This is a genomic window from Pseudomonas sp. GL_135 (assembly GCF_057834665.1).
On the sequence record NZ_CM174408.1, the window covers coordinates 538998 to 551904 of the forward strand.

Sequence of the window (12907 nt, forward strand, 5' to 3'; positions counted from 1 at the left end):
TTATGGCCCGTGGGGTTAACAAAGTCATATTGGTCGGCACATGCGGCCAGGATCCCGAAGTCCGCTACATGCCTAACGGTAATGCCGTGACCAACCTGAGTCTGGCGACGAGCGAGCAGTGGACCGACAAGCAAACCGGTCAGAAGGTCGAGAAGACCGAATGGCACCGTGTTTCGATGTTCGGCAAGGTTGCCGAGATCGCCGGCGAGTACCTGCGCAAGGGTTCGCAGGTCTACATCGAAGGCAAGCTGCAGACCCGCGAGTGGGAAAAAGACGGCATCAAGCGTTACACGACTGAAATCGTCGTCGACATGCAAGGCACCATGCAGTTGCTCGGTGGCCGTCCTCAAGGCGATGGCGCTCCTCAGGGCCAGGGTGGTGGCGGTTATCAGAACAACCAGAACTCCGCGCCGCGTCCGCAGCAGCAGGCCCGCCCGCAGCAGTCCGCTCCTCAGCCACAGCGTGAATCGCGTCCTGCGCCTCAACAAGCGCCGCAGCCAGCGCCTGATTTCGACAGCTTCGATGATGACATTCCGTTCTAAGCTGCGCATGACCCAATCGCGATAACGCTGCAAACAAAAGCCCCCGTACAGCTCAGCTGTCGGGGGCTTTGTTTTGGGTATCGTTCGGGGACTACAGACCCAGATCCGACAACCCGGGATGGTCATCAGGGCGGCGGCCCAGCGGCCAGTGAAACTTGCGATCCGCCTCTTTGATGGGCATGTCATTGATGCAAGCGAAGCGTCGCGCCATTAGGCCGTCTTCATTGAATTCCCAGTTTTCATTGCCATACGAGCGGAACCAGTTGCCGGAGTCATCGTGCCATTCGTACGCGTAACGCACCGCGATGCGGTTGTCGGTGAATGCCCACAGCTCTTTGATCAGGCGGTAGTCGAGCTCTTTATTCCACTTGCGGATCAGAAACTGCTTAGCCTCTTCACGGTTCCTGGCGAAATCGGCGCGGTTGCGCCATTGGGTGTCGAGTGTGTAGGCCAGCGACACCTTTTCAGCGTCCCGGCTGTTCCAGCCATCCTCAGCCAGGCGAACCTTCTCGATGGCGGATTCGCGGGTGAAAGGGGGAAGTGGCGGGCGAGTCTGGGCATTGGACGACATGGTGGACCTCCAGGCGGTGATGATTCGGTGGTGGGTAGGACGTTTAAGGCTAGGAACTGGAACGCAAACGCTGCTCCAGCATCAGTTGCGCAACCGCCTTGGCGTTTTCAGCAGCACTGTGGTCACCCATGACGCGGGCGACGGTGATCGCGCCGTCCATGAGGATGAGTAACTGCTTGGCCAAGGCGTGCGGATCGGCAATCCCAAGCTGTTCGCAGAGCTCCAGTGTGTAGTCCAGCAGCTTTTGTTTATGCAGTTTGGCAATCAGACGGATGGGGTCTTGCGGGTCGCCCACTTCACCTGCCGTGTTGATAAACGCGCAGCCGCGAAAGCCTTCGGACTCGAACCAGCCTTTGAGCACATCAAACATATTCAGGATGCGCGCTTCAGGGGTGTCAGCCTTGTCGGACTCAGTCCGGAACCAGTCCATCCAGCGCACGTCACGGGCGTTGAGTGCAGCGGCGGCCACATCGTCTTTGGTGGCGAAATAGCGATAGATGCTTTTCCTCGCGACGCCCGACGTCTTTACCAGAAGGTCCATGCCGGTGGCCTGGATGCCGTTTTGGTAAATGAGCTGCTCGGCAGTCGCGAGGATTTTCTCGCGGGTGGGGTTCATTGATGTATTCATGACGCAAAAGGTAGAACGTCCGTTCTCCTGCGTCAAGCCACTCATTCAAAAACAGGCTCAACGCACCTGATCGGACTCCGGCAGCGCACGTTTCAAATCCTCTGCGCTGGGTGAGGCCTTGGCCAGCGTAACGGGGATGGATTTGGCCGCAGGCACCTTGCTGCGTTCAGCGTGGTGCCACAACGGAACGAGTGGGTTGCACTCGGGGTAGTACGCTGCGCAGCAGTTTTCGGGGATGTCGTAAGCGATGATCTGCAGAGGCCCTACCGAACGCGTGACCTGCGGCTCAATCGCCGTGGTCACGTTAACCCAGTCTCCCGCTTTGAAGCCCATTCGGAGGACGTCGTTGCGGTTCATGAAGATGATCGCGCGGGTGCCGCTAACGCCCCGGAAGCGATCTTCGTAGCCGTAGATCGTGGTGTTGAACTGGTCGTTGCTGCGCAGCGTCATCAGCTGCAGCACGTCGCGACGCGTGTGGTTCGGGTACACATCATCGTCTTCTTCCAGCAGCTCGGGCGTGATGAACATTGCGCGGCCGCTCTCGGTTTTCCATTCACGCTTCGCTGCGGCAATGGGGCGATGAAAGCCACCGGTTTCCCACATGCGGGTTTCCATGTCGTGGAAAATTTCAGGGTAGACCTGAGCGATGCCCTGACGAATCAGTGCGTAATCGCGACGCCAGGCGTCCCAATCGATTTGGGTGGTACCGGGTAACGTTGCCTTGGCGATGCCCGCGAGGATGGCGATTTCGGCGCGGAGATGGGCGCTGGCCGGTTCGCTATTACCCTGCCAGGCCCGCACGCAGCCGGTACTGTCTTCAGTGGTGTAAACCTGCTCGACGCCGTCTTGCACATCCTTTTCGATGCGCCCGAGGCAGGGCAGTATCCACGCGTGTTTCCCCGGAACCAGATGCGTGCGGTTCAGCTTCGTGGCGATCTGAACGTTCAGGTCCAATGTATTCCAGGCCGGCTCCATGCGGGACGTGTCGGGGATCGCGCGCAGAAAATTCCCGCCGAGCCCGATGAATCCGCGCACGCTCCCGTCCAGAAGTCCTTCGCAGGTCTCGACGGTGTTCAGGCCTTTTTTCGACGGGATCGAGAAGCCATACAGTGCCTCAATCTTATCCACAGGAATTTTTTTCGGGTCTTCGGTAATGCCGACCGTGCGCTGCCCCTGCACGTTGGAGTGACCGCGCACCGGGCAGATCCCGGCACCGCGCTTGCCAATGTTGCCGCGTAGCAGGAGCAGGTTCACCAGCATCTGCACGTTGGTCACGCCGCGCCGGTGTTGGGTGATGCCCATGCCGTAAACCAGCATTACGCGCTCGTGTCGGGCGTACACCGTCGCCACTGCCTCCAGCGCGCTACGGCTGAGTCCTGCCTGACGCTCGATGGTTTCCCACGGTGTTTCAAGCACGCAGTTGCAGAACTCGGCAAACCCTTCAGTGTGCTGCGCGATAAACGCCTGATCGATGATCCCGGGCTGACCCTTTGCCAGCGCCGCCTCGTCCATCTCAAACAGCGATTTGGCAATGCCCAGCACCACCGCCGTGTCGCCGCCGATTGCCAACTGATGGTATTGGGTGCTGATGACCGTCGACTTCGGCCCGAGCATTTCCACGGGGGACTGCGGATTGACGAAGCGTTCGAGGCCGCGCTCGCGGATCGGGTTGAACGTGATGATCGGTACATCGCGCTGCCGGGCTTCACGCAACTGATGCAGCATCCTCGGGCTGTTGCTGCCCACGTTCTGGCCGAAAAACAGGATGCAATCGGTGTGCTCGAAGTCATCCAGCGTCACGGTGCCTACCGGTACGCCGATGCTTTCCTGCAAACCCACCGACGTGCTCTCGTGGCACATGTTCGAGCTGTCGGGCAAATTGTTGTTGCCGTAGGCACGGGCGATGAGCTGGTACATGAACGACGTTTCCAGGGAGGCCCGGCCCGACGCATAAAAGACCACGCTCTCCGGCGTCATGCTTTTCAGCTGCGCGCCAATGTCACGGTAGGCTTCTTCCCACGTAGTTTCCTGATAACGATCGCTCGCGGCGTTGTACCGCATGGGGTGCGTGAGGCGACCCTGTTGCTCAAGGTCGTAATCGGGCCACTGGCGCAATTCGGCGAGCGTGTGACGGGCGAAAAAGGCCGGATCGGTTTTCCGCGACGTCAGCTCCCAAGCCGTGGCCTTCGCGCCGTTTTCACAGAACTCGAGGCTGTGGGGTTTGCCGGGCTTGGCCCATGCACAGCTGACACAGGCAAACCCGCCCGGCTTGTTTTGCTTGATCAGCGGAAGACCAGCACGAATCGGCGCCTGCTCGCGCCAGAGGATCTCCATCACCGACTTAGCCGAGCCCCAACCGCCGGCGGCCGAGGTGTATGGGCGGAAGTGGGCTTTTGGGTGGATGAGCGTCATGAAGGGGGGCCTCGGCGGAGCGGGGCACTGGAGACAGTCGCCCTCGTTAAGGCTACGACGAAGCAGCTCGGCAAAGGTTCGTTACATTTGCCGGCAGGCGGACCGCCAACGGCCGACATGACGATTGCGTGTCGGAACGAACTTGCCGGGTGAAATCCGATCAGTTCCTGAGGGCCGTTTTTTCCACGGTTCCCTGACCGAAGGAGTGACTCGCGTTTTGCCGAATTTCAAACCCTTTCTGTTGCTTTGCCTGCTGTTGAGCATCTGCAGCGTCAATATTCAAGCCGCCGACGCCCCCGCCGCGACGACTGCTACCGCTTCCGAACCCGCCGACCCGGCACCGGAGGATCCCGCCAAAGCGGAAATTCTGGTCAAAGGCGGCTTACTGGGTGCCATCAGCACCAGCATCGACAGCGTGCAGGACAAACTCGACGTGGATGGCCACCTGCTCGATTCATGGCGTCTGCGCGCAGACCGCGCCGCCGACGAGATCGACGCGTTGGTCAATAAACCGCAATCGCGCTCAGCGTGGCGGATCGCCGGCGACTTCGTGATGCTGTCCCTGGTGTGGGCGGGTGCGTTCCTGCTGCTCAACCGCATCGGGGCGTTTCTCGTGACCCGGTTATCACGGCATCGGCTGTTGATCCGGCGCGAACGCGTGGGCGGGGTGCTCGGCTACGTGCTGCCGTACATGGTGCCCGCGCTCATCTGTCTGCCGCTGACGCTGTACGTCAGTCACTTCCTGCCGACCTCGGTGGGGCGCGCGCTGGCGCTGTGTCTGGCGTACTCGACCAGCAGCGGGATTTTCTCCACCTCGGTGTTGTTGTCGCTGATTGTGCTGTTCAACTCGGGCCATAAACGGCCAGCGGTGCGCATCATTCGTCATTACGCGCCGCACCCGTTGTTCATCATCGGCTTTCTCGCGGCGTTGAGCGACGCGCTGACCAGTCCGCAGATTGCCCGGCTGTTCGGCGGCAACGTGACCACCACCATCGCCGCGTTCACCGGGCTGATGGCGTCAGTCATCTTCGGCATGGTTGTCATCCGCATGCGCCGGCCGATCGCGCATCTGATCCGCAACCGTTCCCTCGGCGCCCGGCTGGCCCGGCCAGCGGTGCAACAGACGCTGAAGATCTTCTCCAGCCTGTGGCATTTGCCGATTCTGCTGATGATTCTGGTCTCGGCCGTGAATCTCATCGGCGCCGGCGAAGGCAGTCAGGAAGCCCTGCGTTGCGCGTTGCTGACGACGGTATTGTTAATTGGTGCGGTGTTTCTCAGCACCTTGTTTCAGCACATGTTCAAGCCCACCGAGGTGCGGACCAATAGTGTTTACAAGGAGCGTTTGCTGAGCCTGTTGCACGCGGTCATGCGTATTGCGCTGGCGATCGGCTTCATCGAGCTGCTGGGGCGGATCTGGGGGTTTTCGCTGCTCGAATTCGCCCAACGCAATGCGCTGGGCAAAGTGATCAGCGATTCGCTGAGCAGCATCGGTTTGATTTTGCTGGTGACCTGGCTGCTGTGGGTGGTGATGGACACGGCGATTCAGGAGGCACTGAAGCCGCCGGCCAATGGACGTTCCGGGCGTCAGCCGAGCACGCGGGTAAAGACCATTCTGCCGCTGCTGCGCAACGCGATGAAGATCATCCTGGTGGTGATCTGCACCATCACGACCATGGCCAACCTGGGCATCAACGTCGCGCCGCTGCTGGCCGGTGCCGGGGTGGTCGGTCTGGCGATCGGCTTCGGTTCCCAGCAGTTGGTGCAGGACGTCATTACCGGGCTGTTCATCATCATCGAGGACACCATCTCCATTGGCGACTGGGTGGTGCTGGATTCAGGCCATGCCGGTACGGTCGAGAGCCTGACCATCCGCACCCTGCGTCTGCGCGACGGCAAGGGCTTCGTGCATTCGGTGCCGTTCGGGCAGATCAAGGCCGTCACCAACCAGTCCCGACAATTCGCCTACGCGTTCTTCTCGTTCCAGTTCACCTATGACACGGACGTTGACGCGGCGACCTCGCTGATTCGTGAAGCGGGCCAGTCGATCAGCGACGACTTGCTTCTGGCGAGCAAACTGCAGGGGCCACTGGAGGTGTTCGGGCTGGACCGCATGGACATGAACGGCATCGTCATCACGGCGCAGTTCCGTACGTCATCGGGTGGGCAATACGCGGTCAGTCGTGCGTTCAACGATCGACTCAAGCGACTTGTGGATAAGTCGGCGGAGGTGCGCTTCGCCCAAACTTATCCACAACTGGTGATGAGCCCGCACAATCGTCAGGCACCTGAAGGGGAAGAGGGCGCCGAGCAACAAGCGCTGCCCGGCAAGACATCGGTGGTGAACAAGGACGGGTCAGAAAGCCCTGTCTGAGACCGGGCCACGGCCGAGTCGAGCGTCGTAACACGCCCGACTCGGCTGCGCTTATCTGAACAGCCGATCGCGTACCTGCAACATTAACGACTCATCCACCTCGCCCCAGTACTGCGGCTTACCGGCGATAATGGCGGCGATGGGGATGCCGTCGCGGTAGACCAGTCTGTTGCCGACAATCGCCGGGACTTTCGCACCGGGCAGCAGCGTCCCGGCGAGGTTGAGCGGGTCGACCCCGCTGACGGCAATCAAGCTGCCGTCCAGCGGGCGGTTGCGGACTTCGCGTAACAACGGGATGGCTTCGGGCAGCGCGAATTGCTCACCGGCCAGGCCGGCAACGAAGCGCCCGCCGCGAATTTCTCCGCGAGCTTCAAGCCGATGGAACGTGCGCAGCAACTCGCGCCAGGTCGGCAGCCAGTCCGCCTCGCGCTCCAGCAGGCGCCAGAACACCACGCCGTATCGGCGTAGCAAGGTCATGGCTACGTGCTCCAGTGTGTCGCTGTCGATCCGTTGCGACGCGCCTTCTTCCTTCGCCGGCGCGCGACGCAACAACGCCCAGCGCCCGGCATCGTCCATGCCGCCAATGAAGGCTCCACGGTTGCGTCGACTGGTGTGGCTGCTGCGTTTGCTCGCCGGGGTGATCAGCGCGCGCAGCCCGGCGAAGCTGTCGGCATTGACCAGCCCTGCGCCGACCAATTCCTGCAGCGCCGTTTCCAGTTCAGCCCGCAGCAAGTGAGCTTCGGAGGTCAGCTCATCGAAAAACATCGCGCCCTGGCTCGACAACACTTCATGAACCTTCTGCGCGCGCAGTGATAACTCGGTCGGCGCCGGCTGCTCGGTCAGCCCGGTCCACAGGCGAACCTGAGGTCGGGGCAGCAGCACAATCGGCGTACTGCGCAATGCGGCGCTGCCAACCTTGCTGCGACTGGTCAGACGCATCCACACCAGCTTGCCGGAGCGACACAGATCATCCAGCCAGATCGATGAATAATCCTTCAAACGTGCCGGCAGCAGATCACTGTCCCAGGCGCCTGCCGCCGACGAGAAACCCTCCAACTGCGCGACGACTTCCGGCAGCGCGGCTTTGCCCTGGCTTTGGGTCGTGGCAGACAGATGCTGCCAGTCGAACAGGAATCGAGTGAAGTCTTGCAGCGACACAGGCTCGATTTCCCGGCGCAGGCGCTTGACCGTGTAACGGTGGATGCGCGACAGCAGATGCCGCTCGCACCATTCTTCCTCGCGGGCGTCAGGGTTGAACTGGCCGCGCAACACGTAACCTTCGTTCTCCAGCTGCGCCAGCGCCTGAGCGACCTCGCTCTGTGTCAGCGCCAACGGCTCGGCAATGGCCGGGACGGTGAGCGGGCCGAAACCGCTCAGCCGCGCACGCACGATTTCAACGCGCGCTTCGTCCTCGTTCCACGCTTCGTCGAACCCGGCCAAGGCGGCCAACGGCGGGTGCATTTCCGCAGCGGGGTAGAGCGCCTGCAAACAGGTCAGCCGCTCCAGCGGAATCCACAACGCCTGTTCCGGGGTGACCTGCAAGCGCGTGCCACGACCCGAGCGGGCTAGGCTTTCCAGCCATTTCATCCAGTCGCCGTGCTCGCGGGCCTCCACGCCGGTGATGCAGCCCAGGCTCATGAGCGCCTCGTGCATCTCATCCACGTTTTGCGGCTGCGGCCAGGCTTCATCTGCCACCGCTTTGATCGCCTCGACATCCAGCGCGCCGAGATCGTCGGTGGATTCCGGGTCGCTCCAGCGCCGATTGAGCACCGCCTGGGTGCGACGTTCTTCCAGCGGCGCGTTGTCGAGAAACGCATACGGCTTGGCGTTGAGGATTTCCGCCGCCAGCGGCGAGGGCGCGGGCAGATCGCGACTGACCAGACGCACCTCGCCGTTCTCCATGCGCCGCAGCAGTTTCAGCCAGCTCTCGGCGTCCATGGCTTCGTGCAGGCAGTCGTCCAGGGTCTGCTCGATCAGCGGATGCTCCGGCACCTCTCGCTCGCCCACCAGATTTTCCAGGCAGGCGATCTGGTCCGGAAACACCGTGGCGATCAGGTCATCGCTCTTGATCCGCTGCAGCTGCGGCGCCACTTTTCGCCCGCCGGTGTAACGCGGCAGGGCCAATGCGACACCGGCGTTCCAGCGCCAGCGCACGCCGAACAACGGCGCATCCAGCACTGCTTGAATCAGTAAATGTTCGGCAGTGGCGGCGTTGAGATAACGCCAGACTTCATCAAGCGCAAAACTATGCGTCGTGGACAGCGACAGCACGATGGCGTCCTCGCTGGCGGCGGCCTGTAATTCGAAATTGAAGGTGCGGCAGAAGCGCTTGCGCAGCGCCAAGCCCCACGCGCGATTGACCCGGCTGCCAAACGGGGAATGAATCACCAGTTGCGTGCCGCCGGACTGATCGAAAAAGCGCTCGATGACCAGCGTGTCCTGTGACGGCAGCGCGCCCAGGGCCGAGTGCGCGCGGGCGAGGTATTCAATGATCTGTTCGGCGCTGGCCAGATCCAGCCCCAGGCTTTTCATCAGCCAGTCCGTGCAGGCCTGAAGATTGCCGGGGTGGGCGCTGAGCTGCTGGTCGATGTCGGCCTGCAGGCGTGCGACGGCGAAAGACAATTCATCGCTGCGCCCCGGCGCCTCACCCATCCAGAACGGAATGTTCGGCGGCATTCCGTGGGCGTCCTCGACCCGCACGCGGCCGGACTCAATCCGCAGAATCCGGTAGGACGTGTTGCCCAGCTGGAAGATGTCCCCCGCCACGCTTTCCACAGCGAAGTCTTCGTTGACGGTGCCGATGTTCAGCGCCTGAGGTTCGAGGACCACGCTGTAATCGGCATTGTCCGGAATCGTGCCGCCGCTGGTGACCGCTGTGAGTTTGCTGCCGCGCCGGCCACGCAACGTGCGGGTCACCGCGTCGCGATGCAGGTACGCCGCGCGCACGCCCTGCCGCCCGCTGTAACCTTCGGCGAGCATGCTCAACAGCGCCTGATAATGGGCTTCGTCGACCTCGGCGTAGGGCGAAGCCTTGCGGAACAGCGCGAGCAGGTCCTGCTCCTGCCACTCCTGACAGCTAACCTCGGCGATGATCTGCTGCGCCAGCACATCCAGCGGCGCCTTGGGAATGACCAGCGTGTCGAGCTCGCCGCGCCGCACGCAATCCAGCAGCGCCGCGCACTCGATCAGATCGTCCCGGGACACAGCAAACAGCCGTCCCTTGGGCGTGCCGCCGACGTGGTGACCGGAACGGCCGACCCGCTGCAAAAAAGACGCGATGGAGCGGGGCGAGCTGATCTGGCAGACCAGATCGACGTCACCGATATCAATCCCCAGCTCCAGCGAGGCCGTGGCGATCAACACCTGCAGATCACCGCGCTTGAGGCGCTGCTCGGCGTCGAGCCGTTGCTCTTTTGCCATGCTGCCGTGATGCGCCGCTACCGCCTCTTTGCCCAGTCGCTCGCTCAGATGCCGCGCCATGCGCTCGGCCAGGCGCCGGGTGTTGACGAAGATGAGAGTGGTGCGGTGTTCGCGCGCCAGCACCGCGAGCCGGTCGTAGACCAGTTGCCAGACGTCACTGGACATCACGGCGCTCAGGGCCACCGGCGGCACTTCGATGGCCAGATCGCGAGGTCGCGCGTGGCCGATGTCGACGATGGCGCACGGACGACTGACCGGATCGCTGCCAACCAGAAAACGTGATACGCGCTCGATGGGTTTTTGCGTCGCCGACAGCCCGATGCGCAGCAGCGGTTTTGCGCACAGCGCCTGTAAACGCTCCAGCGTCAGGGCGAGATGACTGCCGCGCTTGCCGGCCGCAATCGCGTGAATTTCGTCGACGATGACGGTCTGGGTGCTCGCAAGCATGCGTCGGCCCGAGTCGGACCCCAGCAGCACGTAAAGCGATTCCGGCGTCGTGACCAAAATGTTCGGCGCGGTTTTGCGCATGGCCGTGCGTTCTTTCTGCGGCGTGTCACCGGTGCGCACAGCGGTGGTGATACGCAGCCCGGGCAGACCTTGCTGAATCAATTGATCGGTGATGCCCGCCAGCGGGTTTTGCAGATTGATCTGGATGTCGTTGGACAGCGCTTTCAGGGGCGAGACGTACACCACGAAGGTCTCGTCCGGCAGCTCGCCGCCCCGCTCCAGCCCTTGATGGACCAGATCATCGATGACCGCCAGAAAGGCGGTCAGGGTTTTACCGGAGCCGGTGGGCGCGGCGATCAACGTGGACTCGCGGCGTTTGATCAGCGGCCACGCCTGTGCTTGGGCCGCGGTAATGGCGGGGAACGTGGAGCAAAACCATGCGCTGACCGCCGGATGAAAGGCGTCGAGCACCGGGTCGGGGGGCTGGAGAAGGTTCATCGCTAATTAATGCGGCCGCAGGCAGGGAGATGCAAGAGGCAGATACCGGGCCGAGTGATCGGCGGCGCGCCTTGAAAGCTTCACGCAGTCCAGCGCGCCCGAGGCTGTTGGGACTTGCCCGTCGACGTGTTATGTTTGCGGACGTTTTTCACCTATTTTTAATCGACCTGAAGACTGAGCCTGCTGACTCTATGCGAATGCGCCTTATGCTATTGGGCGGCGGGAATGCCCTCGGGCAGGCGTTGATTCGTCTGGGTGCCGAGGAGAACATTGGATTCCTCGCGCCGCGTCCACCGCAAGACGGTTGGGATGCGGCAAGCCTGACGCAACTGCTCGATGACACCCGCCCGGATGCCTTGATCAATCTCGCTTACTACTTCGACTGGTTTCAGGCGGAGCGGGTAAGCGCGGACAGGCTGGATAATCAGGAACGCTCCATCGAGCGTCTCGCTGAACTGTGCCAGCACCACAATATTGTCCTCGTTCAACCGTCCAGCTACCGCGTGTTTGACGGTTCGCGAGCGACGGCGTACAGCGAAAAAGACGAGCCCGTGCCGCTGGGTTCCCGTGGTCAGGCCTTGTGGCGTATCGAGCAAAGCGTGCGCGCCACCTGCCCGCAGCATGTGCTGCTGCGTTTCGGCTGGTTGCTCGACGACAGCGCCGAAGGCGTGCTCGGGCGTTTTCTCAGCCGCGCCGAATCCCCCGGTGAACTGCTGCTGGCAGACGACCGCCGTGGCAATCCGACCCCGGTCGACGATGCCGCGAGGGTGATCATTTCGGTGCTCAAACAGCTCGATTGCGCCGCGCCGCTGTGGGGCACTTACCACTACGCCGGCCACGAAGCGACCACGCCACTGGCGTTTGGTCAGGCCGTGTTGACCGAAGCCCGTCTGCTGCGCCCGCTGGCGATCGAAACGCCGACTGCGCAAGCCCACGCCGCGCGTCCGGATGCCAGCGAAGAGCCGCAGAATGCCGTGCTCGCCTGCAAGAAAATCCTCCACACTTTCGGTATCAAGCCACGCGCCTGGCGTGCTGGCTTGCCCAACCTACTGGACCGCTATTACCGCCATGTCTGATGCTCCTGTCCTCATCACCGGCGGCGCCGGTTTCATCGGTTCGCACCTCACCGACGCGCTGCTCGCCAAAGGCTACGCGGTGCGCATTCTCGACGACCTTTCCACCGGCAAGCGCAGCAACCTGCCGCTGGATAATCCGCGCGTTGAGTTGATCGAAGGTGATGTGGCAGACGCCGCGCTGGTGGCCCGGGCGGCGGTGGGTTGTCAGGCTGTTGCGCATCTGGCTGCCGTCGCGTCGGTGCAGGCCTCGGTGGATGATCCGGTGAAGACTCACCAGAGCAATTTCATCGGCACGCTGAATGTCTGCGAAGCCATGCGCCAGGCCGGTATCAAACGCGTGGTGTTTGCTTCAAGCGCTGCGGTGTACGGCAACAACGGGGAAGGCGAGCCCATCACCGAAGACACCCCCAAAGCACCGCTGACCCCCTACGCGTCAGACAAACTGGCCGGTGAGCATTACTTCGATTTCTATCGCCGCCAGCACGGCTTCGAGCCTGTCGTATTCCGCTTCTTCAACATCTTCGGCCCGCGCCAGGATCCTTCATCGCCATACTCCGGCGTGATCAGCATCTTCGCGGAGCGTGCGGTAAACGGCCTGCCGATTGCCGTGTTCGGTGATGGCGAGCAGACCCGCGACTTCTTCTACGTCGAGGACCTGGTTGACCTGGTCGTGCAGGGGATCGAGATGCCGACGGTGGCAGAGGGCGCGGTCAATGTCGGCCTGAACGCCACCATCTCGCTGAATGAATTGCTGGGAGCCCTTGCCGAGGTGGTCGGCGATCTGCCGCCAGTGAGTTACCTGCCGGCACGATCAGGGGACATCAAGCATTCCCGGGCGAGCAATCAGCGTTTGCTTGAACGCTTTAAAGTGCCTGAGCCGACGCCGCTGAAGGTCGGGCTGGCGCGACTGCTGGGGCGTTGAATCCCGCGCAGCAAAAAGGC

Annotated in this window: 8 protein-coding genes; 4 read left to right on the forward strand and 4 right to left on the reverse strand. The window is 62.3% G+C overall.

The window, feature by feature from the left end; genetic code table 11:
* Positions 1–2 precede the first annotated feature (2 nt).
* A complete protein-coding gene (locus AC3ISG_RS02475) occupies positions 3–542 on the forward strand; it encodes a single-stranded DNA-binding protein (protein ID WP_122536829.1) in 540 nt (179 codons plus the stop codon).
* Positions 543–633: 91 nt separating this feature from the next.
* Here the strand turns inward: AC3ISG_RS02475 and AC3ISG_RS02480 are convergent, their stop codons facing one another.
* The 3 genes from AC3ISG_RS02480 to AC3ISG_RS02490 are packed head-to-tail and all read right to left on the reverse strand — an operon-like array spanning position 634 to position 4153.
* Positions 634–1113 carry a nuclear transport factor 2 family protein gene (locus AC3ISG_RS02480; protein WP_122623964.1) on the reverse strand — a complete coding sequence of 160 codons (480 nt, stop codon included), beginning with the start codon at positions 1111–1113 and terminating at the stop codon, positions 634–636.
* Positions 1114–1162: 49 nt separating this feature from the next.
* Positions 1163–1741, reverse strand: coding sequence for a TetR/AcrR family transcriptional regulator (locus tag AC3ISG_RS02485; RefSeq protein ID WP_489298428.1), 579 nt, complete (start codon positions 1739–1741; stop codon positions 1163–1165).
* 57 nt (positions 1742–1798) lie between these two features.
* Complete coding sequence (locus AC3ISG_RS02490; RefSeq protein ID WP_489298429.1) at positions 1799–4153, reverse strand: FdhF/YdeP family oxidoreductase; 2355 nt, start codon at positions 4151–4153, stop codon at positions 1799–1801.
* Positions 4154–4370: 217 nt separating this feature from the next.
* Here AC3ISG_RS02490 and AC3ISG_RS02495 point away from each other — a divergent pair, with 217 nt between their 5' ends.
* The gene (locus AC3ISG_RS02495) at positions 4371–6524 is read left to right on the forward strand and encodes a mechanosensitive ion channel family protein (RefSeq protein WP_122536832.1); all 2154 of its coding nucleotides are present in this window, start codon (positions 4371–4373) and stop codon (positions 6522–6524) included.
* A gap of 51 nt (positions 6525–6575) precedes the next feature.
* On the opposite strand, the gene AC3ISG_RS02500 is transcribed toward AC3ISG_RS02495, so the two are convergent.
* Positions 6576–10889 carry a DEAD/DEAH box helicase gene (locus tag AC3ISG_RS02500; protein ID WP_489298430.1) on the reverse strand — a complete coding sequence of 1438 codons (4314 nt, stop codon included), beginning with the start codon at positions 10887–10889 and terminating at the stop codon, positions 6576–6578.
* Between the two features lie 191 nt (positions 10890–11080).
* Between AC3ISG_RS02500 and AC3ISG_RS02505 the strand changes: the two genes are divergently transcribed.
* Complete coding sequence (locus tag AC3ISG_RS02505; protein ID WP_122624068.1) at positions 11081–11965, forward strand: sugar nucleotide-binding protein; 885 nt, start codon at positions 11081–11083, stop codon at positions 11963–11965.
* On the forward strand, positions 11958–12887 hold the full coding sequence (locus AC3ISG_RS02510) for an NAD-dependent epimerase/dehydratase family protein (protein ID WP_489298431.1): 930 nt from the start codon (positions 11958–11960) through the stop codon (positions 12885–12887). The genes AC3ISG_RS02505 and AC3ISG_RS02510 overlap by 8 nt, the downstream gene beginning before the upstream one ends.
* Positions 12888–12907: the final 20 nt, after the last annotated feature.